We start from the raw sequence: 24,563 nt of genomic DNA, 5'->3' as shown, positions 1-24,563 counted from the left end.
ACTAACTCCCCTTCTGTTGCGTATCACCAAACATGGCGGCCTCACCGACTAGCGGGTTGACCAATTGCACGTACGTCGGAATGTCGCTGTCGCCCAACAGGACCGCGCGGCCGGCCGGCAGCCGGGCGAACCGCTGGCCCCGGATCTTGCCGCTGTCTTGCGGGTTGCCGGACAGCATCAGCGTGGTCGCCTGCAGGTCGTTGAAGCGGCGCAGCAGCGGGCTGGTCATCAGGCCGTGGGCCGAGCCGGTGGCCCGCGCCGTGACGATGACCCGCAACCCCAGATCGCCGGCCTGAGAGAGCTGCGCGATCAGCGGGGTCCACGGCCGCTGCCCGATGTACGGGCCGCTCATCGCCGGGGTGTCCGGTATCTGGTCGACGTCGTCGACGATCAGGTAATGAGTGTGGCCCTGGTAAGTCCAGCGGGACAGCTCCGCGGGTGACAGGCCGGCCGGCGGCCGCCGCGACTCGATGATGTTGGCCAGACCCAGCATCGCGGGGGCGACCCGGTCGATGTTGGCCGTGTATTCGTTGTCGGGGAACAACGGCTCGTCGACCAGGTGCAGCCGCCGATCCAGCACCGTGAAGGCCACCCGGTCGGCGGTGGAGTGCTCGCGGATGGTGCGGATGACGTGGCGCAGCAGCGTGGTCTTACCGGACTTGCTGTCACCGAACACCATCAGCAGTGGGTTCTCGGCGAAGTCGAGGACGACGGGGGCGAGGTCCTCCTCGCGCTGGCCGATGACAACCTTCTCGGCGCCGCGGTAGAGCGGTCCCAGCGCGTCGGGCGCGAGGTTGGTGGGCAGCAACCGAACCGGCGGCGCGGAGACGCCGGGGTAGCGGGCGTTGATGGCGCCGATCTGGTCCAGCTGGGGGGCCGCGAACAGGAAATGCTCTGCGGCCATGGTCAATCCGCGGCCCGGCTGGTCGTGCGGGACGGCGTCGGCGGGGCGGCGCAGCGCGCCGACCACCCGCACGTTGCTGTCCCGCGCGTCGTGCAACTTCAGCTCGAGGCGCAGCCCGAGACCGTCGCGCATCGCCAGCGGCACCTCCAGCCAGCTCGGCGTGGTGATCACCACGTGGATGCCGTAGGCGAGGCCGACGTTCACCAGCTCGGTCACCTTGGCCAGCAAGGGATTACGCGTGTTGAACTGGTCGGTGTTGTCCCGGCCGAAGGCGTAGAGGTTGTCGATGACCAGGAACACCTCGCCGTAACCGTCGTCGGGGGCGGAGCCGTCCTTCTCCCGGAACGCCTCGCGCTGCTGGCGGGACAGCAGCAGCTGCTCCAGCTCGCCGAAGGTGCGGCGGATGCGTTCGGGTTCCAGCGCGGACGCGACGCTGCCGACGTGTGCCAGTCCGTCCAGCGCCCGCAGCTGGCCGCCGCCGTAGTCCAGGCAGTAGAACGTGACCTCCCGCGGCGAGTGCAGGTTGGCCGCCGACAGGATAAACGTCTGCAGCGCGGTCGATTTCCCGGACTTCGGGCCGCCGTGGATCACCATGTTCCCGGCCGAGGACGCGGCGTCGAACACCAGCGGGTCGCGGCGCATCTCGAACGGCTTGTCGATCTCGCCGAGCGGCCACCGCCATTGCCCCTGCGGCACGCCGGCGCGGGCCAGCACCTCGGTCAGCGGGATCGGTTCGTCCAGCGGTGGCAGCCACAGCCGCGGTGCCCGCGGCCCGTAGCCCGCCAGCTGTTCGCCGATGGTCGCGATCAGCTTGCGCGGCGGCCCGGCGTATTCCTCGTCCTCGCCGGTGGATATCACGGTGCCGTGATCGGGCTCCACCATTCCGGCCGGGAACAGCTTGGGCTCCGGGTTCGACTGCACCACAAGGGCCTTGGCCTTCTGCGGCGGCTCATAGATGCCGTCGACGTAGGTGCTGCGGAACTTGATCGGGGCGGCGCCGGGTGCGGGCACCAGGAAGCCCACGCCCTTGTGCTCCTTACCGGACTCGATGTGATAAGCGTCCTCGACACCGATGATCTGCCGGGACACGCTGGGGCTGGCCACCTTCAACCCGATTCGGTAGGAGGTGTTCTTGTCGATGTCCTTGATCTTGCCCACGTCCAGCGTCTGGGATGCGAACAGGATGTGGATGCGGAACGAGCGGCCCTTGCGAGCGACGTAGTCGAACAGCTCCGCGTACTCCGGGTGGTCGGCCAGCATCAGCGTGAACTCGTCGGCGACGACGAACAGCGTTGGCAGCGGCGGCAAATCGTGCCCTGCCGCGATGGCGTTCTCGTATTCGGTCACCGAGTTGAACGCGCTGCCCTGGACCCGCCTACCGGCCTCGCGGAGCAACGTCTCGCGGCGCGCCACCTCGCCACGCAGCGTGTCGGCGAACCGGTCGGCCAGCGACTTCTTCTCGGCCATGTTCGAGATCACCGCGACGACCTGCGGGAAGTTCCGGAAGCTGTCGGCCCCCGCCTCGCCCTTGAAGTCGGCGTAGATGACGATCAGCCGGTCGGCCGAATGGGTTGTCAACAGCGACAACAGGATCGACATCAGGGTCTGCGACTTCCCGGAGCCGGTCATACCGATCATCAGGCCGTGCGGGCCCATTCCGCCCTCGGCCTCGTCCTTGAGGTCGAACATCAGCGGCTCGCCGGTCGCGGTGACGCCGATCGGAACGCGCAACTCGTCGTCGCGGCGGCGCGGCGCCCACAGCGTCGGCACGTCCAGCTGCGACGCGTCCGGGATCCCCAGCAGCGTGGTGAAGGTCGCGCCACGGGTGGCGGCGGAGCGCAACCCGGCGTGCGTCGGGTTGGAGTCCCACCGCGACAGCTGACGGGCCAGGTGCGCGGCCTGGGCGACGCCGAGTCGATCGGCGTTGTCGATGTACGGTTGCCAGCCGCCGGTCTGCCAACGCTCGATCGCGCCGCGCGCGATCCGCAGGATCGGCTTTTCTGGATCCGAATACTGTTCGCGGTGCGGGGGCGTGGCCGAATAGTGGACGACGGTGACACCCGCCCGGCCCAGCGCCAGCGACGAGGCGTTCAGGTCGTAGTCGGGGTCGTCGACGACAATCAGCAAGTGCCGCAACGCATCCGCGGGCCCACCCGTGAACGCGGGCCGGTCGGCGAGCGCGGGCCCCAGCGTCGCGACGAGCTCGTCGGCGTCCGTCGACAGGAAGCGGGCTGGGCCGACGCCGTCGAGCTCGCCGGGAATGTCGACGTGCGGCAACCACTTCAGCCAGGACCAGTCCGGGCCCTCCAGGTCGCGCGCGGCCAGCGCGACACCGAGCACGGTCGGGTCGTGCCACGTCACGGCCTGGGCGATCCAGGCGCGCAACGCCGCCCGCGCGTCGTCCACCTCACCGAGGACGGTGATACGGGAGACCTTCGTCAAGTCGATCCCGGTCGGCACGTCGCGCACGGTGCGCTGGGTGTCCAGCAGGCTGCGCAATGCGCTGTGCGACACCGGCTCCAGGTCGATCTCGTCGGCGGTGTCGTTGACGCGCAGCGCGGTGTCCAGGGGCACCTGGTGACGGCCGGCCCGCAGCACCAGGAAGTCGGGGTCGTGCGGGTCGCGCTCCCACTGGCGGCGCGAGCCGGGCACCGCCGTGAGGCCGGCCGGGTCCGGGTGGGACCACTCGGCGGCCGCTCGCTGCTGGGCGGCCTGCGTCCGGATGTTGTCCCGGACCACCGACAGGTAACGCAGGTAGTCGGCCCGCTCGGCGTCGACCTCCTCGGTGCGCGTCTTGTTGTCGTTGCCGCGGTAGAGCGCGGTCGCCGCCAGCAGCAGCACGAACGGGAAGAACAACGTCTGCGGGGAGATCACCCGCATCCCGGTGGCGACCAGCGCCACCACCATGCCCACGATCAGGAGCACCAGCACGTAGGGCATGGCCCGGCGCAGGAACGACGGCGGAATTACCCGGGGCAGCTCCGGGGGCGCCTCGATGGTGATGGTGCCCTTGCGGGTGGCTGGTGGCGCCAGCCGCCGGCGCGCCTCGAAGATCAGTCGGCTCATCGGCCCTCCCCCTCCGCCGAAACGGGGCGCCCAGGCCTGGCGTCGGGCGCCAGGCCGTCGTGGGCCAGCAGGTCGTCGGCGCGCGACAGCGTCGGACCCGGCGCGAACAGTGACAGCACCGACCACGGCACGGGGACCGCGGGCGGGTTCAGGCCAAGGGCCTCAACGGTTTTGCTTCGGACCGCGCCGTCACCGGTTTCCGTGTCGATGCCGTAGCGCACCCCGGTGTCGGAGACCCAGAACAACGACCCGGCGGCCGGGGCCGCCGACCCGCCGCCCACCGTCTGCGTGAAGTAGCCGGTGCCCGGCGCGAGGGCGACGCGGGCCGCGACGCCCGGGGCGCCACCACCGACCAGGTCGACGGTGCGTATGCCCTCCGGCGCCGGGAGCACCGAGCCGGAGAGCAGGCTGAGCGAGCTGGTTGCCGCCCCGGCCGGCTTGCTCCAGTGGGCACAGGTGACGGGATCCTTGGCCGCGTCGACGAGGGCGACCTGCTGTTCGGGGTAGCGGGTCGTGTCGAGCATCCGCGACACCGGCAGCTTGGACACCTGGTCGGCGCCGAGCCGCGGCGGTTGGTCCAGGCCATAGGAATTGGAATTGCGCAGGATGGCCGCCAGCACCGGCGAAATCTGCTGCAGGCCGTCGGGCAACACCGCGTAGTAACGCACGTTCTGCTCCAGCCCGTAGGAGACGATCACGCCGCCGATCGGGGCCGGCACCGAAAAGCCCGCGGGTGCACCGGCATTCGGGATCGACGGCGGCGCGAGCGCGGGCGATTCGGGGATGGCGTTGAACAATCCCTGGGCGATCGGCCGCGCGGCGGGCACCTCGACACCGAGGCCCAGCGCGTTGGTCACCGCGTGGTTGGCCAGGTCGATCTGGCTGCGCTTGCCGTCCCAGAGCAGCCAGGTGCCGGGGCCCCGGTCACTCGGGAAGTCAACCAGGATGCCCTGGTTGGCGTGGATCGCACCCGCCCGGGCGCCGTCGCTGTCGGGGCGGCCGGCGACCACCGTGACACCCGTGCTGTGGGCGCCGTGCGAGGTTCCGCTCACGGCGTCGCACACCGTCCAGTCGGCGTCGTGCGAGGCGTTCTGCACTATTCGCTCCGGCGCGCCCGGAATGCCGATCAGGTTGCCGCGCGGAAACCGGTCCAGCTCAGAACTTTTCACCGTGGTCGGGTTGACCGGCTTGCCGACGATCAGCCGCGCCGAGGTCAGGTTGAGCACCGGGTGCAGATCCTCACCCACCCGCACGTACAGCGCGGCGGTCGACCGGTCGGCAAGCACCGCGTTGTTACCCGCCGACCCGCTCGGCCGGATCAGCGAGAACACGAAGCAGCCCGCCAGCCCGGTGATGAGGATGAGCGCACCCATCAGCACCGCACGCGACTGGGTGCGCAGCGGGTCGACGAGCATCCTGGTGTCGTGCAGGGCGATGCCGGAGGCGATCCGGCGCATGACGAAGCGCCAGCCGGTCACCTGGTGGCGCGTGACGAAGCCGCGGCGGTATTCGACCCTGTCGGGGTTGTCGTTGACCGGGGTTCGTGAGGTAAACGAACGCCGATCCCCTTCCGGCACACCGTTATTGGTCATGCGGGCACCGACAGCCCGAGACCGCGCAGCAGCGGCTCCACCGAATTCTCGACGTCCTGGTCGGTGATCGTCATCAGCTCCTCGTCACTGAATTCGCCGGTCCCGGCGTGTTCCGAATGGTCGAGCCGGAATTCGCGTTCCTCCTCGGAGCGTTCGACGATGTTTCGCACGAACCGGCCGTTGCCGGCGATGTCGAGGTTGCGCCGCGAGATCCCGTTGGCGTCGGGTGTCGACTCGCTGGCCAGCTTCGAGAACAAGGCCTCCATGTGCTCGAGCGCGGCGGGCTCGAACACGCTGTCGCGTTGTTCGGCCATCTTGTGCGCGATCTCCACCAGCTCGCCCGGGGTGTAGGAGGGAAAGTCGATGTTGCGGGTGAACCGGGACCGCAGGCCCTCGTTGGTGTCGAGGAACTTGTCCAGATCGGCGCGGTAGCCGGCGATGATGACGACCAGCCGGTCGCGGTCGTTTTCCATCCGCGCCAACAGCGTGTCGATGGCGACCAGCCCGAAGTCGTTCTTGGCGCCGGTGGCCACCAGGGCGTAGGCCTCGTCGAGGAACAGCACCCCGTCCAGCGCGCTGTCGATGATGGCGTTCGTCTTGGCCTCGGTCTCGCCGATGTGCTGGCCGATCAGGTCGGCGCGGTGCACCTCCCTGATGTTCTCCCGCTTCAAAAGCCCCAGGCCGCAATAGATTTTGGCGACGACACGGGCGATGGTGGTCTTACCGGTTCCGGGTGGTCCGGCGAAGACCAGGTGGTGCGTGCGCTGCGCCACCGTGAGCCCGCGCTGCTTGCGCACCAGCTCCATGGCCACCGAGCTCTTCAGCCGCGACACCTGGTTCTTGACCTCGTCGAGCCCGATGAATTCGGCGAGCTGGCGTTCGGCCTCGTGCAGGAGCGCCGCCTTGCGCTCGTGGGCCGCCGGGTCGACGAAGTCCTCGACGCTGGGCTCGGTGGCGGGGTCCCACGGATCGGTGCGGGCTTCGATGCGGGCGGCCGTCGTGGTCACGATCCCAAAGCTGGTGTCCGACAGCGCCTGTTCGATCTGTTCGTTGTCGGGGTGCGCCGCGTACAGGTCGTGCAGCACGTCGCTCGCCGACTCCTCGTCGACGTGCGCCCGCAGCACCAGCGCCTTGGCCAGCGCGCCGTCCACTGCCGCCACCGCGACGGGGCCGTCGGGCTCCTCGAGGTACGACAGCGCAGGCGCGAACATGCCCAGGCGGGCCAGCGCGGTGCCCAGCGTGACCTTCGCCGCGTGCGAGAAGGTCTCGTCGAGATCGGCGTCGTTGACGATCGGGGTGAGCAGCTTGACGACGTCCGACCAGCGCTCGGCGCGGTAGTTGACGACGACGGACACCCAGCGGGCCTCGCGCCAGCTGGGGCGGCGCTCGAGGAGGCCGGCGACGATCCGGTGCGCGTCGGCAAACCGTCCGTCGGTTGCCAGCGCCGCCGCGTAGGCGAGGTGGAAATCGTCGGGCGTGGCGGCGCGGAACTGGAGGTACAGGCCGGTGTCGTAGCGGAAGCCCAGGGCGCCGGGCTCCAGTTCCACGTGGCGCTGCAACGTGCCGGCCGTGGCCGCGGTGCGCGAAATGGCCTCCAGCACGCGCAGGGAGACGTCGCCGGCGGCGGCCAGTCCGGTCCAGGCGTCGCACTGGTCGTGCGCGACGCGCGTCAGCGCGGTGAAACCGGAGCGGGCCGCGGCCAGGTCGGCGGGGCGCTGGCGCTCGTACACCGCGATCCCGAGGGCGCGACAACATGTCGCGAACCGGCTAACGATATCGGCGTCAACCCTGCCGTCTGGACGAGAATTCGCAGGCCGGGCTGCGAGCACGCCGGCGTCACCGCGTTCCACGGCTGTTACTTCCCATCTATGTAGCTTCCCCTAACCTAACCCGCCTGAAGTTAGCATTGCCTAAGCTCGTTGTCGAGGCGCGACCGCCCCGCCCGAGCCGCGCCTACGCCATCCCTTCTGCCACCGCTGACCAGCGCGTTCCGCCGCGACGTACCATCGACCCGTTGAGCTTACTGAAAATCGTTTTCATTATCAAAACCTTCGGGCCCCCAAGTCCGCGGCATCATCGGCACCGATGGGCCGCCGCCGAATTCGTCGCCCGCCAGCGTGGCGAGGCCCGCCGCCGGAGCCGCCTGCGCGCGCCCTGTTCCCGCAAGACCCAGGGGGCCCGCGCCCCGGTCGGACGCAACGGCGGCCGCGTCGGGGCCGGGCTCCTCGTCCGTCTCCCACTCCGGGTCCACGTACTCGTACCGGTAGCCGCGGTGGTGGTCGTTCATCGCCGCCCGCCGCCTCCGGCGCGCCCGTTCCTTTTCTCGCGCCGAGGCTCCCGCGGCCGCGGCGGCCGCCGCGCTATCGGGTTCGGGCGCCTTGCGCTGCGTGCCGGCTCCCATCGGAGTGCCGGAGCCGAGAGTCGGACCGCCGACCAGGTAGGGCAACGCGCCCCCGGCGACGCCCGCGGGCGGTGGGGGCGGCGGTGCAGCGGCCACCGACACCGGGGCGGGCGCGGGAGCCGGCGCCGGCACCGAGGACGGGGCCGTGCCGGGGGCGGACGCACTCATCACGGCCGGGCTGCTCGCCACGGGCGCGACGGGCGTCTCGGGCAACGGCGCCGCCGCCGGGACCGCGGGCGGCTGAATCCCGGCCAATCCGCTCAGCCCGGCCATCCCCGCGAAGCCGCCAAGACCGACCGTCGCGCCGGAGGTGACGAGGGCAAGCGGTATCACCGTCTGCAACTCCGGGAACGTCTCGAAGACCTCGCCCACGTGGGTGGCCTCGTCGGCGATCAGTCCGGGAATGTCGGACTCGATCTGCGAAATAGACTGCGCGGGGTTCTCCGGGAATTCCTCGATGTCCCGCCCCAGTGTCTGAAAGATCTCGAGGAACCGGTTTTCCCACCAACTCAGCTGCGTTGGGTCGCCCGAGTCGTCGTCGACGATGTCGCCGCTGTCACCGGTGTCGCTGCCGTCGCTGTTGTCGTCGGCGGCATGCAGGATCTGGGGCGCGGCATCGGTCTGCGGCGCCGACTCCACCGCCGTGCCGGCCACGGTCTGATACGTGGCCATGGTGGTGGCCGCCTGGATCCACATCCGGACGTAGTCGGCCTCGTTCAGCGCGATGGGAATCGTGTTGATGCCGAAGAAGTTCGTCGCCAACAGCACCGCGTGGATCGCGTGATTGGCGGCAAGTTCCGGCAGGGTGGGCATCGCGGCCAACGCCGCGGTGTAGGCGGCGGCCGCGGTCTCGTGCCGGGCCGCCGCCGCGGCGCTGTTGGCGCTGGCCCGCATCAGCCAGGCCAGGTACGGCGCGTGCGCGGCCGCATACTGCGCGGCGGTGGGCCCCTCCCACGCCCCGGCCTGGACCGCGGCCAGGATCGAGGTGAGTTCGTCGGCGACCGACGCGTACGTCGCGCTCAGCGAGGTCCATCCCGCCGCGGCGGCCAGCAGCCCGCCGGGTCCGGGACCGCTGCTCAGCTGGGCGGAATGGATCTCCGGGGGCGACGCCATCCACACGGGCGCGGTCATGCTGCGACTCCTCAACGATCGGGCTGGACCTGGCGGCGCCCGGGCTGATGGGCGGCGTCGTGAGCCCGAAGGAGTAGTCGCTAACTGGCGCGGGAAAGTTCCCGTCCGGTTTCGGTCAGTCCTTGACCGCGCTGACCAGGGTGTTGCGGGCGATCATCGGCCCGGCTTCGGTATCCGGGCCGGGCACCGGCCGCCCGACCTGTCGCAGGTAATCGGCGAGTGGGGTGCCGACGGCGTTCCAGCCGCGCCCGCCGAACCACTCGGTGGCCGGCGCGTGCTGCTCGTTGTAGACCAACTGGAAGAACAGGCGTCGGTCGCCCTCGGCGGCGGCGGCGCGCTCTTCCTCGACCGCGGCCTCGAACTCATCGGGCGCGAGCGGGGCGCCGTCCTCGACCGCGACGTGGCTGCCGGGTGCCGCCAGGCCGTCGATGCCGGTGAACAGCTGCTCCTGCGCGCTGGCCGGCAGATAGATCAGCAGGCCCTCGGCGATCCAGGCGGACGGCTTGGCCGGGTCAAAACCGCCGTCCCGCAAGGCCTGCGGCCAGTCGTCCCGGAGGTCGACGGCGATCTCGCGACGCTCGGCTCGCGGGTGGGCGCGGTGCGCGGTGAGCACCTCGCGCTTGAAGTCCAGGACCTGCGGGCGGTCCAGCTCGAAGATCGTCGTGGCACCCGGCCAGTCCAGCCGGTAGGCGCGGGAATCGAGCCCGGCGGCCAGGATGACGACCTGCCGCACGCCCGCGTCGGCGGCGCGGCGGAAGTATTCGTCGAAGTACCGGGTGCGGGCGCCCTGGAAGTTGACGAAGTGCACGCCGAAGTCCTCGGACTTCAGCGGATGGTCGGGATCCTTTCCATCCAAGACGTCGGCCGCGTTGCCGCCGACCGCACGGCAGAACAGCTCGGCGTACGGGTCGACGGCCAGCGGGTCAGGCTTCTGCGCCTCCAGCGCTCGGGCGGTCGCCACGAACAGCGCCGTCGAACCGACACTCGTTGTGATGTCCCAGGTATCACCTTCGCTACGCACCCAACCGACACTACGCGACCAAGAAATCCGATCAGCCCCTCGCGCGACACTAATGAAAACGGTTATCGTTTCCCCTGTGAGTGTCGTGCGTCCGTACGTCCTGCGTACATGGGTCGCCGGCGCGGCACTGACACTGACTATCGCGGCCTGTTCGACGAACCCGACCGCAACCCCATCGCCGTCGGGCGCCGCCAGCACACCGGCGGCCACCGGCAGCACCGCCGCGGCGTCCTGCCCGACCGCGCCGGTCTCGGTGGTGGTCAGCGTGGATCAATGGGGCGACATCGTTTCCGAACTTGGCGGCTCGTGCGCGACCGTCAAAACGGTGCTGGCCAGCTCGTCGGTGGACCCGCACGACTACGAGCCATCGCCGGCGGACGCGGAGTCCTTCTCGGGCGCCAAACTTGTCGTCGTCAATGGCGACGGTTACGACGCCTGGGCCTCCAAGCTGGCCGCCAGCTCCGGCGCCGGTGCCCGCGTGGTGAGCGCCGCCGACGTCACCAAGACCCCGGACGGCGCCAATCCACACTTGTGGTACCTGCCGTCGGCGGTGGCCGCCGTGGCCGACGCCGTGAGCGCCGAGTTGAGCAAGCTCGATCCGCAAGCCGGCGACTACTTCGGCCGGCGCCGCACCGAATTCGCTTCTGCCATCGCGCAATACACCGGCCTCATCGGCAAGATCAAAGCCGCGGCGGGAGGCAAGGCCTACGCGGCCACGGAGACGGTCTTCGACTATCAGGCGCAGGCCCTGGGCCTCGTCAACAAGACCCCGGAAGGTTATCGGCGGGCCTCGGCCAACGGGACAGATCCGTCACCGGCGGACATCGACGCGTTCCGCGCGGCGCTCGCCGCGCGACGTGTCGACGTCCTGATCTACAACACCCAGACCGAGGGTTCGATCCCGCAGCAGATCCGTTCGGCCGCCGAACGAGCCGGGGTACCCGTCGTCAACGTCACCGAGACCGTGCCGCCCGGGCAGACGTCGTTTGAGGCCTGGCAGTACAACCAGCTGGCCGCTTTAGGCAAGGCGCTGGGTCTCAGTGTCTGAGTCTGCGGCCACGGCGCCCGCGCTAGTGTTCGCCGACGTCAGCGCGGTGCGCGGAAGACGCCTCATCTGGTCGCACGGCACCTTCACCGTGCCCGCCGGTGGCATTGCCGCCGTGATCGGGCCTAACGGGTCGGGCAAAACGACCCTGTTGCACATGGTCCTCGGTCTGGTCCCGGCTGCCGCCGGACGGATCGAGGTCTTCGGCCACCGCCCAGGGCAGGCCAACGACGTCATCGGTTATGTGCCGCAACACTATGCCGAGAGCTCGGGGGAGGCGGTCCGCGCCGCCGATGTGGTGCTGCTCGGACTCACCGGGCGCCGCTGGGCGTTTGGGCGCAGCACCGCCGCCCAACGCCGGCAAGTCGATTGGGCTCTGGCCGCCGTCGAGGCCACGGACATCGTCGAGCGCCGGCTGTCGACACTTTCCGGCGGGCAACGCCAACGCATCGCGCTCGCCGCGGCCTTGGTGGCACACCCCCAGATGCTGATCCTCGACGAACCGCTGGCGTCGCTGGATCTTCACAGTCAACGCGACATCATCGCGCTGCTGGCCCGGCTGCACACCGAACTGGCCGTGACCATCCTCGTGGTCGCGCACGACCTCAACCCGCTGTTGCCCATCCTCGACAGCGCGATCTACCTGCTCGACGGGCATCCGCATTACGCACCGATCCACGACGTCGTGGACGAAGCGCTGCTGACCCACTTGTACGGGACTCCCATCGAAGTCGCGCACACGCTGCATGGGCAGCTGTACATGAGGAGCACGTTGTGAGCTCACACCTCGAAGCCCTTGGCTACCAACCTAATTGGTGGCCGATTCTGACGTCGGCGTTCATGGGCAACGCCCTTATCGGCGGCACCATCGTCGCCCTGGCCGCAGGATTGATCGGCTACTTTGTCGTGGTGCGACGGACCGCGTTCGCCGCCCACGCCTTGGCGCACATCGGATTTCCCGGCGCCACCGGCGCGGTTCTGCTGGGTGTGCCCGTGGTGGTCGGCCTCGGCATCTTTTGTGTCGGCGGGGCTCTGGTGATCGGCGCGCTGGGCAAGCGGTCCGCCGATCGCGAAGTGGTCACCGGAACGGTTCTTGCAGCGGCGACCGGTTTGGGTCTGTTCTTCAACTCGCTCGCCACCAGGAGCTCCAGCACGGTGACCAATGTCTTGTTCGGCAACCTGCTCGCCATCTCCCGCGCTCAGTTGATCAGCTTCGGGATCCTGCTGGTGGTGCTGGCGCTCAGCGTCGCCGCTATCTACCGGCCGCTGCTATTCAGCTCCGTAAACGCTCTTGTCGCGGAAGCCAAAGGCGTTCCCGTGCGCGCGCTTTCGATGGTCTTCATGGTGCTGCTCGGGCTGACGGTCGCGATGGCCGTACAGGCCGTCGGCACGCTTCTGTTGTTCGCGCTGGTCGTCACTCCCGCCGCCACTGCGATCATGCTCACGCCGCGCCCGGTCAGGGCCATGGCCACCTCGACGGTGATCAGTCTCAGCGCGGTGTGGTGCGGCTTGGCCGCCTCGGCCATGTTCAACCTGCCACCGAGTTTTCCGATCGTGACGATCGCCTGCGCCGTCTGGTCGATCGTCTGGGCGAGCGACCGCCGCCGACGTGTTGCCGCCCAAGCAATTGATGAATCGGGCGGTGGCTCACCGACCATAGGCCCGTCGCCGAGACCGACCCCCGCTATCTCGAATGGTTGACGGCTATCCCACGTCGCCCGCCGAGCCCCGGCGGCGACGTTCTACGGCCAAGCAACGGGCCGTGTTGGAGGTATTGCGGGAGCAGGAGAACTTTCGCAGCGCCCAGCAACTTTATCTGGACGTACGCCAGAACCGGCAGCTGCGGATCGGGCTGACCAGCGTCTACCGCATTCTGCGCACACTTGCCGCCGACGGCGTCGCGGAGACCCAGCGCGCCGAGGACGGCGAGATCCTCTACCGTCTGCGCGCCGGGACGGGTCATCGGCACTATCTGGTCTGCCGGCGGTGCGGCGAAGCCGTGGCATTCATACCGGTCGAGATCGAAGAGCACACCGACCGCCTGAGCCGCCAACACCACTACACCGACGTCACTCATTACGTCGATCTCTACGGGACATGTCCGCAATGCCGAGCGGCCCCGGAATCCGAGCGCTCAGCCGGCCGACCGCATCCGCTTCACACGGACGATCGCCCGCTGCCGTAGCGGCGGTGGAATTTCTCCACCTGCCCCGCGGTGTCGACGATGCGGCGCCCGCCGGTCCAGAACGGGTGCGAATCGGAGGTGACTTCGACGACGACAAGCGGGTACGTCTGCACTCCGTGCGGCGTTTCCCACTCGACGGTGCGCGCGCTGGTGAGGGTCGATCGGGTCAAAAACATTGCGCCGGTGGTGGCGTCCTGGAATACGACGGGATGGTAATCGGGGTGGATGCCGGGCTTCATCGGCTGCCTCCGTCCTGGGTATGCCGGGCAGCCGTGTCGTCGACGGCCTCCGTCAGGGCTGCGCAGGGGTCTTCGTGCCAGTGGCCGAACGGGTCGTCGTAGTGGGCCCAGTCCCGCGGGGAGCGGTACTCCTCGTCGGTGAGCAGCGCGCCGTGCAGGCCGTCGAGAATCTCGGAAAGCTCGGCCCCGCATACCAGTACGGTCATCGCCGTGTGCCGGTCACCGTGCCGGTCGTCCCATCTCAGCTCGGCGAAGGCCCGTCGCTCGGGGTCGATGCCGGCCAGCTCGGCGGGGGTTAGGGCGGCAAGCCATTTGCCGGCCGAGCTCACCCGCAATCCGCCGCCGGCCGATTCCAACCACATCGCGTGCTGGGGCTGGCTGGCCAGCCAGAGCCGTCCGCGGGTTCGGATCACGCCGTCGAGCAGCAGGTCCACACAAGCGTGCAGACGCTGAGGGTGAAAGGGGCGACGGGAATTGAACTCCACCAACGTAATTCGGCCGCGGGGATCCAAAGGCGGCTCTCCGGCCAGCAGCGGGCCGTGCGGATCATCGCTTCGGCCCCGCCTCGCGTCGGGCGGCAGATCGTTCACGGCGTGCTCGATGTGGTCCGGTCCCACCTGAATGCGCGCGCGGGGCGACAGACGGCGCAGCGCGCCGGCCACCTGCGGGTCGGGTCGGTTGAGCACGACCACGTCGGCGAACTCGGCCTGCCCGACGACCACCTGGGCGCGGGTGCGCCCGTCGTCGAGTTCGGCGTCGCCGAGCGCGTCGTCCAGCCACGCCGACGAATCGACACAGCTCACCACTGCCGCGATCGACACGTCCAGGGCCGCCGGCCCGTCGACGTAGCCGGGGGCCACGCGGATCCGAACATGGTTGATGGCAAAGCAGATCGGTTCGGGTTCCAGCCACGGCGCCAGGTGCACCACGACGCGCGCGACGTCGTCGCGCCGGTGTAGTTGACGCAAGAGCACCAGCAGGTCGTTGCGGATGGTGCAGGACACGCACCCGTGCGCGAGTTCGACCCCGGCCTCGGCCGTCGTCAACACCCGATGCTGCACCATCGCCGTCGTCCGGCGCACCACATGACCGTCGAAACGGTGCTCCACGACCAGCGTCCCGGGTGCGCGCAGCAGCGCTCCCACGACCGGATCGGTGCCGGCCTGACCGGCGACCAGGATGACGGGCGTCCGCATCATTCCCCTTCTTGAAAATCATTTTCATTAGCGCTACCCGTACGGTACCGTGTTCGGCGGGGCTTGTCGAAAATGATTTTCAATAAGGTCGATTGGCCGGGAAGGGAACAGTGTCCGCTCATTGCCAAGTGACCGGCCGCACACCGGGTTTCGGTAACGCGGTGTCGCATTCGCACCGCCGCACTCGTCGGCGCTGGTCACCCAACATCCAGCTCAAGACGTATTACCTGCCGTCGGAGGACCGCCGTATCCGCCTGCGCGTCAGCGCCAAGGGCATCAAGATAATCGACCGCGACGGCATCGAGGCCGTGGTGGCCAGGCTGCGCCGGGAAGGGCAGCGAATCTGATGGCGCGCAACGAAATCCGCCCGATCGTCAAGCTGCGCTCCACGGCGGGCACCGGCTACACCTACATCACACGCAAGAACCGGCGCAACGACCCCGATCGGCTGGTGCTGCGCAAGTACGACCCGGTGGTCCGCCGCCACGTCGACTTCCGCGAGGAGCGCTGAGCGTGGCCAAGAAATCGAAGGTGGTCAAGAACGAGCAGCGGCGAGCCATCGTGGCGCGTTATGCCGAGCGGCGTGCCGAACTCAAAGAGATCATCCGTTCCCCGTCGAGCACCGGCGAGCAACGGGAAGCCGCGCGACGCGAGCTGGTTCGCCAGCCGTGCGACGCCAGTGCCGTGCGGCTGCGCAACCGCGACGCCGTCGACGGGCGCCCACGCGGGCACCTGCGCAAGTTCGGGCTGTCGCGCGTACGCGTCCGCCAATTGGCCCATAACGGGCAGTTGCCCGGTGTTCGCAAGGCGAGTTGGTGACGGCTCGAGATGGCTAAGAAACCTCAGCGGACCCGTCGTGCCGCCGAACTCGCCGTCAAGCCCAAGAGGAATCTTCTGACCAGCCTTGGGCTCAGCGCGGTCGACTACAAGGACACCGCCTCGCTGCGCGTGTTCATTTCGGAGCGGGGCAAGATCCGCTCCCGTCGCGTGACGGGTCTCAGCGTCCAACAACAACGGCAGGTCGCCACCGCGATCAAGAACGCACGCGAAATGGCGCTGCTGCCCTACCCCGGCCCGACCGCGGGCCACTGAGACGGGTGGGCTGTGAAGACGTGAGTTCGTCGCGCGGCGGTACCGAGCGCCCGTTCACCGTCGTCGTCTGCACCGCGTGCGCGGCCAACGACGTCGCCTCGGTCATCGAAGAACTTCGTCCCACGATCCGGCGCTGTCCGCGCGCCATGCTGGTCTCCGCCACGTGCATGCTCGGACCACTCACGTGCGCGTCCCGCCCATCCGGACGCGGCGTCATGGCTCTCGTCCAGCCCTGCACCGACGACCGGACGCCCTGCGGACCACCCCATTGGATCGGCCCCATCACCGACGACGGCGAGGCGGCGGCCCTGCGCGATTGGCTGGAGCGCGGACAATGGGAAAACACACCCGTGCCAAGGCATCTCGGCAGGCACCAGTTTTGGGCCCGCGACGCCGGTCGGAGCAATTGAGACGACGGCAGGTCATCGACGAGGATAATCGTAGGGGTTGGCCGGGGCATCGACGCGCGTGACCGAGGTGGCCTGCAGCGTCGGGATCTTGGGCGAATTCGGTTGCCGGGGTTGGACTTCGCCCTCAACCCGAACCCAGGTGTTGTCGGGTAATCCGGTGGCTTGGGCGGCGGCCGGGCCACCGAGGTGGATGCGGGCCAGTTGGGCGTCGGCCGCGCAGCAGATGATGACGACGCGGCCGAGGTCGACGCCCTGGGCCTCGTTCAACACAAAGCCGGTCACGGTGATCGGCCGGCCCTTCAGCGAGCCGGTGGTGTCCTGGGCCTCGCGCATCAGCACCTCCGGCAACGACAGCTCGGGCGCGCGGCCGGGCGGAATCGGCGGAAACGCCCGATTCAGAACATCATTGGACACCGATGTCGCGGACGGCGCGGCGGCCGACGGCCTCAGGGCCGGCGGCGTCACGAAACACAGGGCCACGATGGGAACGACGAGCAGCCACACGATGCCGCGGCTATGCGAGTGCGCGTGGCCGTGTTCGTCGACCCCATCGGTGACCCGCGGACCGCCACGACGGATATCGCGCAGCATCGCCAAGAGCGCCAGGCCGATGAGGAGCACCGCCGAAGCGACCAGCCACGGCAGCAGTCCCGGCTTGACGTAGCGGGTGAACTCGCCCGTGATCGTGATCATCACGATGCTGATGCCCACCACCAGCAGCACGGTGTTCTCGGTTTCGCGGGTCATTACCGGCCACCCAGCACGAACAGTCCGACGCCACAGGCGCACGCGATCGCGACGAGGAACGTGGCGGGCGCGAAGCGGGCCGCGAAGGCCCGGCCAAACATGCCCGCCTGCATCGCGAACAGTTTGACGTCGACCGCCGGGCCCACGACCAGAAACACGAGACGTGGCAGCAGCGGCACCATGATCATGCTGGCGGCCACGAACGCATCGGCCTCCGAACACAGCGCCAGCACCACGGCCAGGGCGGCCATCACCGCGACACCCAGGATCAGGTTCGACGCCAGGTGCGTGAACACCCAACGCGGCACTACCACATGAAGCGCGGCCGCCGCGCCGGCACCGATCACCAAATACGATGCAGCCTGCAGGAAGTCGTGCCTTGCCGCCTCCGTGAACACCGTCCATCGTGACTCGGTCCGGGGACCCGAAGCGGGCAACCGGCGGGTGATCCACTCCGCGCGGCCCCACCGTGACCAGATCCACCCCATGATCACCGCGGTCAGCAGCGATGCCCCCATGCGCGCGACGACCATCCCGGGCACACCGGGAAACGCGACCGCGGTGGCCACGAGCACTACCGGGTTGATCGCCGGTGCGGCCAGCATGAAGGTCAAAGCCGCCGCCCCCGTGGCGCCTCCCTCGCCGAACAGTCGCCGCGCCACCGGAACGGAACCGCATTCACAGCCGGGTAACGCCGCCCCGCCGACGCCGGCGGCCAACACCGCCACCGCCGAACGGCGCGGCAGCCAGCGCGCCAATCGTTCCGGCGACACGAAAACCGCGATCAGCCCGCTGACCACCACGCCGAGCGCAAGGAAAGGGACCGCCTGGACGAACACCCCACAGAACACGGTTCCAGCGGTCGACAACGCCGGACTGAGGGCGACCGCGTTGCGCAGCCTCGTCGCCGCGAAAGCGCCGACGAGCAGGATGCCCACGAGGACTTCCATCGACCCGACGCGCAACCTTGGCCGGGTCTTCAGCGTCGCCATCGCCTCAGTATGTCAGCGCGCGGCCACAGGATGCGGCAACGCTAGCCGTCACGTCGCTGGCCGTCGGGGAAGCCTTCGGCATCCTCGCGGGCACCACCCGGGCCCCACGTGCCCGGCATCATCGGCATCTGTGGGCCGCCGCCGAACTCGTCTGCCAGCGTCGCCAAGCCGGCCGCCTCGGTGACCGCTTCCTTGGGTGCCGTGCCGGCGAACCCCAGCGTTCCGGCGCCCCGCTCCGAGGCCCCCGTCACGGCGCCTGGCGGTCCACCCCAGTCCGGGTCGACGTCGACATTCATGTCCATGTACTCGTCGCCGTACCCGCGCTGCCGCTGCCGTTGGCGCCGCCGCGCTCGGGCCGCCTCCCGCGCGGACGCCGCGGCCGCCGCTGCGGCCGAATCCGGTTCGGGCGCTTTCCTTTTGGCGCTGGAGCTGGCGCTGGCGCCCATTCCCGACCCGGATCCCATGCCGGGAGGGCCCACCGCGTAAGGCGGGAAGAAACCCGGCGGACCCGCGGCCGCGGGCGGTGCCGTGGGGGCCGGGCCCGCGGGAGCCGGCGGGGCGGAGGGTGTGGGCGCGGGCGCAGGTGCCGAGGCTGGGGCGGCGGCCGGCGCCGCGAAAGTCGGGCCCATCGCGACCGGCAACAACGGCGGCGCGGCGGGCACGGGTGCCGGCGTCGGCGCGACGGCGGGTGGGGGCGCGGCTGCCAGGCCGGCCAGTCCCCCCAAGCCGCCGAGCGCACCCAACGGGGCGAGGGCCGGGGCCGCGAGTACAACGGCCGCCGGCTGCGTGACCCCGAAGGCAGCAATGGTTTCGATGTGCAGCGGCCAGTCGAACAGCTCGAGGCTGACCAGGTATTGAAAGGCCTGCACCGGATTTTGCGTCAAATACACGCCGAACTGTTCAAAGTCTTCGAGGACTTCCAGGGATCGGACCACATAAAAGATCGACTGGCTCGGGTCCGCATATGCGTCGTACTCGAGCCCGTTGACCGTGCCCTCGGCGGGTTGCCAGGTCACTCCGTAGTTCTGCAGGATCTGCGCGATGAATTGATTCAGCGCGTTGTCGACCAACGGATCGTGGGCGAGTTGGACATTCCCGATACCCAGGTTGTTCTGCAGGAAATCCACGAGCCCCTGCGGGAGACTCAGCGGATTGTCGCTCTGGGACAGGTCTCCCAGGGCCTGCGAGATCTGCTGCTGGAGGCCCAGCGGGTTCTGCAGGAACTGCTCGATCTGCTGCGCGATGCCCTGCACGAAATCGTTGGCCCACGATTGGGCCGGGGTCTGCGCGTCGGATTTGAGGATCTGCGGCGCGGGGGTGGTCTGCGGCGTCGACGCCACCGCCGCGGTGGACACACTTTGATAGATGCCCATCGTGGTCGCCGCCTGAACCCACATCCGCACATAGTCGGCCTCGTTCAGCGCGATCGGAATCGTGTTGATCCCAAAGAAATTGGTCGCTACCAGGGCCCCATGGACGATGTGATTGGCGGCCAATTCGGGCAGCGTCGGCATGGCGGCCAGCGCCGCGGTGTAGGCCATGGCCGCGGTCTCGTGCTGGGCGGCGGCCGCCTTGCTGTCCGCGCCGGCCTGCAAAAGCCACACCAGATACGGCGCGTTCGCGGCCACGTAGGACTCGGCGCTGGGCCCCTCCCAGGCACCGGCCTGCACCGACGCCAGCAACGCGGTGAGTTCGTCTGCGGCCGAGTCGTATTCGGCGCTCAGCGCGTTCCACGCCCCCGCGGCCGCCAGCAACGACCCCGGCCCCGGGCCGCTGCTGAGCAACGCCGAGTGCACCTCCGGCGGGGAGGCCATCCAAATCGGCGCGGTCATAGGTCACCACCGTCTTCGCGCACGACCCGCAGGGTCATAGACGGACACTCCTCGCCTGGGCTGTGGCTGGTCGTCGCCAAGCTTACTGAAAATGATTGTCGTTAACAACTGACTCCGGACGGACACGACCATTCGTATCGACGGATGCTGTACTGTTCAGCCAATGCTGAACCTTGAATCGCGCGAGTTGGCATTGGCGCGGCTGGGACGGGCGCTGGCGGATCCGACGCGGTGCCGGATCCTGCTGGCGTTGCTCGACGGCGCGATGTATCCGGGCCAGCTCGCGTCGGAGCTGGGGCTGACGAAGTCGAACGTCTCCAACCATCTGTCCTGCCTGCGCGGGTGCGGTTTGGTGGTGGCGACCTATGAGGGCCGGAACGTCCGCTACACGCTGGCCGATGCCCACCTTGCCCACGCGTTGGCGGAGTTGGCCCAGATGGTTCTCGCTGTCGACCCCGAGCAAGCCTGCATTCACCGGGCACACCGTGAGTGATGGTCACTCCCCGAGGTCGCCCAGGGATCAAGGTCGTTGCGCGGACGAGTGCTGCGTTGCGCCGACCCCGAAAACCCTGACGACGCAGCGCCGCACGGCATTGTCGCGGCGAGTGCGCATGCTGGTGGCGGCGACCATCACGTACAACCTCGCCGAGGCGGCGGTCGCCATCGGCGCCGGGTCGGCGGCGTCGTCTACCGCGCTGATCGGTTTTGGGCTGGACTCCCTGATCGAGGTGTTGTCGGCCGCCGCCGTCGCTTGGCAGTTCTCCGGCGCCGACCCTGCGGCGCGCGAACGAGCGGCGTTGAGGGCGATCGCGATGTCCTTCTTCGCGTTGGCCGCCTATGTGGGCGTCGAGTCGGCGCGATCGCTGGTCGCCGGGGCAGCGGCCGCGCACTCGACGGTCGGAATGGGTATGGCCGCGGTGTCGCTGGTGGTCATGCCGGCGCTGTCGTTCGCGCAACGGCGGGCCGGACGGGAGTTGGAGTCGGCCACCGCGGTCGCCGACTCCAAACAGACCCTGTTATGCACCTACCTGTCCGGTGTCCTGCTGGTGGGCCTGCTGCTGAATTCACTATTCGGCTGGTCGTGGGCCGACCCCGTGGCCGCGTTGGTGATCGCCGCCGCGGCAGTAAGGGAAGGCCGTGCGGCCTGGCGCGGCACTCACTGTTGCTGAGGCGGGACGTCAGACCAGTGGCCGCCCCGTCCTGATCCGGCGGTCCACGTCGGCGAGCAGGACGTTGAACGGGAAATGCCGGACGAAGCGCGGCAGCGCGCGGTTGACCGCGCGGAGCACGGCCATCAGCCGGTCGAAGCGGCGTTGCCGCGCGGCGTCCCACGGCAGCCGCATCTCGTCGCGGAAGCGCTGGGGCAGAAAGCCCGTAGTGATCAGCAGCGAGAAGTCGTCGGACAGGCGCTGCAGCGGGCCAGGCAGCGTCACCCCCCGAATGCGCCCGGCGGCAATGGGATACAGGTACTCGCGGACGGCGTCGTCGATGTGCACCTTGGCCAGCGACTCCTGCCAGTACCGGTCGAAGGCCGCCCGGTCCGCCGGCCACATCTCGGGCGGGACCTGCAGCGTGGTGGCCAGGGCCATGCCCTCGCGGTAGTGCCGGTCGGCGTCCTCGCCGTCCAGTTCGCCGACGAAGGTCCGGTAGATGTCGACGCCGCCCTTGTACAGGCACGCCCCCACCCACAGCTGCAGGTCGACGTCGAAGGCGTTGTAGGCGACCGGGCTGTCGGGGGTGGAGTACACCTGCGCGTGGGCCCGGTTGACCGCCCGGCGGAAGGCCTCTTTCTGGGCGTCGCTACCGGCGGTTGCCACCGCCAGGTAGGTGAAGGTGGTGCGCGCCCGTTTGATCGGGTGCAGGTCCACCCGGCCGCTTTCGACGCGGCTCTCCAACACGCCGTATCCGACGCCCGGACGCGCCAGCTGCATGATCACGTTGGCGGGCCCGGCCAGCAACGCCACACCCATCAGCCCCTCGTCGATGCCCAAGCCGCGCCCACGGCGGTATCGGCCCGGGCGGGGCGCGTCTGCGACGGCGCGCTCCACATGACCGATCGAGTCCGGCAACGCCATTCGGAAGCCCCCTGCGCAAATTGTGCGAACGTGTGTTTCCTGATGTTGTCCCGTGTCGGCGGCGGTGTCAAGATGGTGCCCATGGCGCAGACACCCAAAGCGCGCCCCTATCGCGGCGCCGACGCCGCCGAGCGGGTGGCCGGCCGCCGCCGGCAGTTTTTGGCCGCCGGCCTGGACCTGCTGGGGGCCGACCAGCAGGACATCTCCGCGCTGACCGTCCGCGGCATCTGCGACCGGGCGGGCCTGGCGGCCCGTTATTTCTACGAGAGCTTCAGCGACAAGGACCAGTTCGTCAGCTGGGTGTTCGACTGGGTGGTCGCGGAACTGGCCGCCACCACCCAGGCGGCCGTGGCGGCGGTGCCGGCGCACGAGCAGACCCGCGCGGGGATGGCAAACATCGTGCGGACCGTCGCCGGCGACGCCCGCATCGGGCGGCTGCTCTTCAACACGCAGCTTGGCGACCCGGTGATCGTGCGCAAGCGCGCCGAGTCCAGCGCGCTTTTCGCGATGCTGTCCGGCCAGCATGCCGTCGACACGTTGCGGGCGCCGGCGAACGACCGCGTCAAGGCCGCGGCGCACTTCGCCGTGGGCGGCGTCGGGCAGACCATCAGCGCCTGGCTGGCCGGTGACGTCCAACTGGAGCCCGACCAGCTCGTCGATCACCTGGCGTCGCTGCTCGACGAGCTCACCAACCCAAACCTGTACCGGCTCAAGGAAACAGCGGCAGGTGCCACAGCCGCATCCGGGGGTCCAGGAGCCACAAGCGCATCATCGTGAGCCGCATGATGCGTATCGCGCCGCGGATGAGCAGGAACGCCAACGGCACCTCGATGCCCAGCGCGGTCGCCACCGAAACCCGCACGTCGGCGGGTCCGGCGGTCATCAGGTCGAACCACGCGTCGCAGATCAGCAGCACGCCCGCGGTGAACGCGGCGAGTACCACCAGTTGGCGTCGCAGGTAACCGAGGACGGCCGTCGCGATCATGAACACCACCAAGAGGATGTCGAAACCCACCCACGTGGCGGTCCAGTTGTGGGCGACGTAGTTCGACGGCAGCGTGGTGGACAGGTACCCCAGCCAGGGGACCATCGCGATCGAGCCACCGATCATCAGGCTCATGCGGGTGCGCCGGATCCGGCTCAGGAGCACCGGGTCGATCACGTCGCTCAGCGGCCGCTCCAGCCGGGTGATCAGGTCACGCCGCTGCTCGGGCGTCAGCGCGGCGATCTGAGCGTCTGACAATATGCCGCTCGTCGTCATGGACATCCCCCGGCTCCAGCACGGTCTTGCCCTTTCAGCGTACGGCGTCCACCGGGGGCCGCCGGTCGGCCGCGGTTTTGGGGATGGCCTTGTTGTCGCTGCTCGTGAATTCCTTTATCCAGCAGGCGAATTCCAGCGTGATGCCGTCGGGATCCTGAAAGTAGAACGAGCGCACGTAGACCCCGGGATGCACGGTCGCCGAGACCTGGCGCTCGCTTTCGTCGTGGTTGAGCACCGGCCCGACCCGCACGCCCTTGTCCTTGAGCCGCTGGCGGTAGGCATCGAACTTCTCGGCGGGCACGTGGAATGCCAGATGGTTCATGGTGCTCACCGCGCTGGTGATGTCGCCGATGCCCGGGATGGCGCCCGGCGACGAGATGCCGGGCACCCGATCGGCGGCGTCGGCGAACCAGAAGAACGCGACGCAGTCGCCATTGCCCGCGTCGAAGAAGAAGTGCTGGCCGGCACCGTCGGGCAGATCGAGCGATTTGATCAGCGGCATGCCGAGGATGTTGGAGTAAAAATCCACGGTCCGCGCCATGTCCGAACACACCAGCGCAACGTGGTTAATCCCGCCCAGCTCGAATTCCGTGTTGGCGTTGTGCGGCTTGATCATCGTGCGGCTCCTATCAATCCGCGAAAGCCTGGCGAAGAGCCAAATCTGAATCTAACATCAGGTTCAGTTCCGCTCCAGGAGGTTTGCACTATTGTCCACCGCGGCCGAACCTGCTGAGCGACCCAACCCCCAACCGGCGTTTCCGACGCACCGCGGCAGGCGAACTCAGGCCGCGATCGACATGGCCGCCCGAACGGTCATCGCCCGCAAAGGCATTCTGGCGACGACCATCGCCGACATCGCCGCCGAGGCGGGCCGCTCGTCCGCGTCGTTCTACAACTACTACGATTCCAAAGAGGCGATGGTCCATCAATGGGCCCTGCGGTTCCGCGACGAGATCACCGAGCGCGCGCGTTCGGTGACCGCGCACGGCCTGTCCGACCGCGAGCGCGCGTACGAGGTCGCCGCCGCGCAGTGGTGGACCTACCGCAACCGGCTCGCCGAGATGATCAGCGTCTACCAGCTGGCGATGGTCAACGACGACTTCGCACGGTACTGGGCCGAAATATGCTCAATACCAATAGCATTCATCAGCGAATCGGTCCGGCGCGCCCAGGCCGAGGGTTACTGCACCGACGACGATCCGGAGCTGATCGCCGAGGCGGTTCTGGGCATGTTCACGCATTTTTGCTACGCGAAACTGGGCGGGCCGGGCGACCCCGACGACGCCGCCTGCATCCGGACGCTGGCCAACATCTACTACCGAGCCATCTACGGCGACGGAGGGAAGTCGAATTGACCCGTCAGAACGGCGCCGC

At 68.9% G+C, this 24,563-nt stretch carries 26 protein-coding genes; 13 read left to right on the top strand and 13 right to left on the bottom strand.

Annotated elements, in window-relative coordinates:
- Window position 1: 1 nt before the first annotated feature.
- The 5 genes from eccCa to A9X00_RS21900 form a co-directional block, all read right to left on the bottom strand.
- Window positions 2-3,970: a type VII secretion protein EccCa gene (eccCa, locus tag A9X00_RS21920; protein ID WP_067158319.1), complete on the bottom strand. Its 3,969-nt coding sequence runs from the start codon at window positions 3,968-3,970 to the stop codon at window positions 2-4.
- Entirely contained in the window at window positions 3,967-5,562 is a 1,596-nt protein-coding gene (eccB, locus tag A9X00_RS21915; RefSeq protein ID WP_067158316.1) for a type VII secretion protein EccB, read from the bottom strand. Before eccB ends, eccCa begins: the two co-directional genes overlap by 4 nt.
- Complete coding sequence (gene eccA, locus A9X00_RS21910; protein WP_067158315.1) at window positions 5,559-7,412, bottom strand: type VII secretion AAA-ATPase EccA; 1,854 nt, start codon at window positions 7,410-7,412, stop codon at window positions 5,559-5,561. Before eccA ends, eccB begins: the two co-directional genes overlap by 4 nt.
- Window positions 7,413-7,582: 170 nt before the next feature.
- Window positions 7,583-9,094: a PPE family protein gene (locus tag A9X00_RS21905; RefSeq protein WP_067158313.1), complete on the bottom strand. Its 1,512-nt coding sequence runs from the start codon at window positions 9,092-9,094 to the stop codon at window positions 7,583-7,585.
- Between the two features lie 115 nt (window positions 9,095-9,209).
- Complete coding sequence (locus A9X00_RS21900; RefSeq protein ID WP_067158311.1) at window positions 9,210-10,115, bottom strand: class I SAM-dependent methyltransferase; 906 nt, start codon at window positions 10,113-10,115, stop codon at window positions 9,210-9,212.
- Between the two features lie 256 nt (window positions 10,116-10,371).
- Between A9X00_RS21900 and A9X00_RS21895 the strand changes: the two genes are divergently transcribed.
- The 4 genes from A9X00_RS21895 (at window position 10,372) to A9X00_RS21880 (ending at window position 13,345) form a co-directional block, all read left to right on the top strand.
- Window positions 10,372-11,163, top strand: coding sequence for a metal ABC transporter solute-binding protein, Zn/Mn family (locus A9X00_RS21895; protein ID WP_197515232.1), 792 nt, complete (start codon window positions 10,372-10,374; stop codon window positions 11,161-11,163).
- The gene (locus A9X00_RS21890; RefSeq protein ID WP_067158307.1) at window positions 11,156-11,938 is read left to right on the top strand and encodes a metal ABC transporter ATP-binding protein; all 783 of its coding nucleotides are present in this window, start codon (window positions 11,156-11,158) and stop codon (window positions 11,936-11,938) included. Before A9X00_RS21895 ends, A9X00_RS21890 begins: the two co-directional genes overlap by 8 nt.
- Window positions 11,939-12,000: 62 nt before the next feature.
- The gene (locus A9X00_RS21885; protein WP_082975427.1) at window positions 12,001-12,861 is read left to right on the top strand and encodes a metal ABC transporter permease; all 861 of its coding nucleotides are present in this window, start codon (window positions 12,001-12,003) and stop codon (window positions 12,859-12,861) included.
- On the top strand, window positions 12,854-13,345 hold the full coding sequence (locus A9X00_RS21880) for a Fur family transcriptional regulator (protein WP_067158305.1): 492 nt from the start codon (window positions 12,854-12,856) through the stop codon (window positions 13,343-13,345). Before A9X00_RS21885 ends, A9X00_RS21880 begins: the two co-directional genes overlap by 8 nt.
- Here A9X00_RS21880 and A9X00_RS21875 read toward each other — a convergent pair.
- Together A9X00_RS21875 and mrf are read right to left on the bottom strand one after the other, a co-directional pair.
- Window positions 13,318-13,584, bottom strand: a complete 267-nt coding sequence (locus A9X00_RS21875; RefSeq protein ID WP_067158303.1) for a type B 50S ribosomal protein L31 — start codon at window positions 13,582-13,584, stop codon at window positions 13,318-13,320. The two genes, A9X00_RS21880 and A9X00_RS21875, sit on opposite strands and share 28 nt — an antisense overlap.
- Window positions 13,581-14,780 carry a ribosome hibernation factor-recruiting GTPase MRF gene (mrf, locus tag A9X00_RS21870; RefSeq protein WP_067158374.1) on the bottom strand — a complete coding sequence of 400 codons (1,200 nt, stop codon included), beginning with the start codon at window positions 14,778-14,780 and terminating at the stop codon, window positions 13,581-13,583. Before mrf ends, A9X00_RS21875 begins: the two co-directional genes overlap by 4 nt.
- A 110-nt stretch (window positions 14,781-14,890) precedes the next feature.
- Between mrf and rpmB the strand changes: the two genes are divergently transcribed.
- Genes rpmB through A9X00_RS21845 form a run of 5 tightly spaced genes read left to right on the top strand, consistent with a single transcriptional unit; the run spans window position 14,891 to window position 16,282 of the window.
- On the top strand, window positions 14,891-15,127 hold the full coding sequence (gene rpmB / locus A9X00_RS21865; protein ID WP_067158301.1) for a 50S ribosomal protein L28: 237 nt from the start codon (window positions 14,891-14,893) through the stop codon (window positions 15,125-15,127).
- Window positions 15,127-15,291: a 50S ribosomal protein L33 gene (gene rpmG / locus A9X00_RS21860; protein ID WP_067109236.1), complete on the top strand. Its 165-nt coding sequence runs from the start codon at window positions 15,127-15,129 to the stop codon at window positions 15,289-15,291. The genes rpmB and rpmG overlap by 1 nt, the downstream gene beginning before the upstream one ends.
- A gap of 2 nt (window positions 15,292-15,293) precedes the next feature.
- Window positions 15,294-15,599, top strand: a complete 306-nt coding sequence (gene rpsN / locus A9X00_RS21855; protein WP_067158299.1) for a 30S ribosomal protein S14 — start codon at window positions 15,294-15,296, stop codon at window positions 15,597-15,599.
- A 9-nt stretch (window positions 15,600-15,608) separates the two neighbouring features.
- Entirely contained in the window at window positions 15,609-15,872 is a 264-nt protein-coding gene (rpsR, locus tag A9X00_RS21850) for a 30S ribosomal protein S18 (protein ID WP_067158297.1), read from the top strand.
- Between the two features lie 20 nt (window positions 15,873-15,892).
- Window positions 15,893-16,282: a hypothetical protein gene (locus A9X00_RS21845; protein ID WP_067158295.1), complete on the top strand. Its 390-nt coding sequence runs from the start codon at window positions 15,893-15,895 to the stop codon at window positions 16,280-16,282.
- A gap of 12 nt (window positions 16,283-16,294) precedes the next feature.
- Here A9X00_RS21845 and A9X00_RS21840 read toward each other — a convergent pair whose 3' ends face one another.
- From A9X00_RS21840 to A9X00_RS30130, 3 genes are read right to left on the bottom strand one after another with little or no spacing between them, the layout of a single operon-like run.
- Complete coding sequence (locus tag A9X00_RS21840; RefSeq protein WP_067158293.1) at window positions 16,295-17,029, bottom strand: TIGR03943 family protein; 735 nt, start codon at window positions 17,027-17,029, stop codon at window positions 16,295-16,297.
- A complete protein-coding gene (locus tag A9X00_RS21835; RefSeq protein WP_067158292.1) occupies window positions 17,029-18,021 on the bottom strand; it encodes a permease in 993 nt (330 codons plus the stop codon). Before A9X00_RS21835 ends, A9X00_RS21840 begins: the two co-directional genes overlap by 1 nt.
- Before the next feature lie 41 nt (window positions 18,022-18,062).
- Entirely contained in the window at window positions 18,063-19,853 is a 1,791-nt protein-coding gene (locus A9X00_RS30130) for a PPE family protein (RefSeq protein WP_082975426.1), read from the bottom strand.
- 163 nt (window positions 19,854-20,016) lie between these two features.
- Here A9X00_RS30130 and A9X00_RS21825 point away from each other — a divergent pair, with 163 nt between their 5' ends.
- On the top strand, window positions 20,017-20,346 hold the full coding sequence (locus A9X00_RS21825) for a helix-turn-helix transcriptional regulator (protein WP_067158290.1): 330 nt from the start codon (window positions 20,017-20,019) through the stop codon (window positions 20,344-20,346).
- 118 nt (window positions 20,347-20,464) lie between these two features.
- On the top strand, window positions 20,465-21,022 hold the full coding sequence (locus A9X00_RS21820; RefSeq protein WP_156772228.1) for a cation transporter: 558 nt from the start codon (window positions 20,465-20,467) through the stop codon (window positions 21,020-21,022).
- Between the two features lie 9 nt (window positions 21,023-21,031).
- On the opposite strand, the gene A9X00_RS21815 is transcribed toward A9X00_RS21820, so the two are convergent.
- Window positions 21,032-21,928: an oxygenase MpaB family protein gene (locus A9X00_RS21815; protein WP_067158288.1), complete on the bottom strand. Its 897-nt coding sequence runs from the start codon at window positions 21,926-21,928 to the stop codon at window positions 21,032-21,034.
- Window positions 21,929-22,000: 72 nt separating this feature from the next.
- Here A9X00_RS21815 and A9X00_RS21810 point away from each other — a divergent pair, with 72 nt between their 5' ends.
- Window positions 22,001-22,705, top strand: a complete 705-nt coding sequence (locus tag A9X00_RS21810; protein ID WP_067158370.1) for a TetR/AcrR family transcriptional regulator — start codon at window positions 22,001-22,003, stop codon at window positions 22,703-22,705.
- On the opposite strand, the gene A9X00_RS21805 is transcribed toward A9X00_RS21810, so the two are convergent.
- The gene (locus tag A9X00_RS21805; RefSeq protein ID WP_067158367.1) at window positions 22,638-23,189 is read right to left on the bottom strand and encodes a hypothetical protein; all 552 of its coding nucleotides are present in this window, start codon (window positions 23,187-23,189) and stop codon (window positions 22,638-22,640) included. The two genes, A9X00_RS21810 and A9X00_RS21805, sit on opposite strands and share 68 nt — an antisense overlap.
- Window positions 23,190-23,223: 34 nt before the next feature.
- The gene (locus A9X00_RS21800; protein ID WP_067158286.1) at window positions 23,224-23,805 is read right to left on the bottom strand and encodes a VOC family protein; all 582 of its coding nucleotides are present in this window, start codon (window positions 23,803-23,805) and stop codon (window positions 23,224-23,226) included.
- Window positions 23,806-23,986: 181 nt separating this feature from the next.
- Between A9X00_RS21800 and A9X00_RS21795 the strand changes: the two genes are divergently transcribed.
- Entirely contained in the window at window positions 23,987-24,544 is a 558-nt protein-coding gene (locus A9X00_RS21795; protein ID WP_156772223.1) for a TetR/AcrR family transcriptional regulator, read from the top strand.
- Window positions 24,545-24,563: the final 19 nt, after the last annotated feature.

Origin of the sequence: Mycobacterium sp. 1245805.9 (assembly GCF_001672915.1) — a bacterium.
Taxonomy (GTDB): domain Bacteria; phylum Actinomycetota; class Actinomycetes; order Mycobacteriales; family Mycobacteriaceae; genus Mycobacterium.
This window is presented reverse-complemented; position numbering and strand designations above follow the sequence as displayed.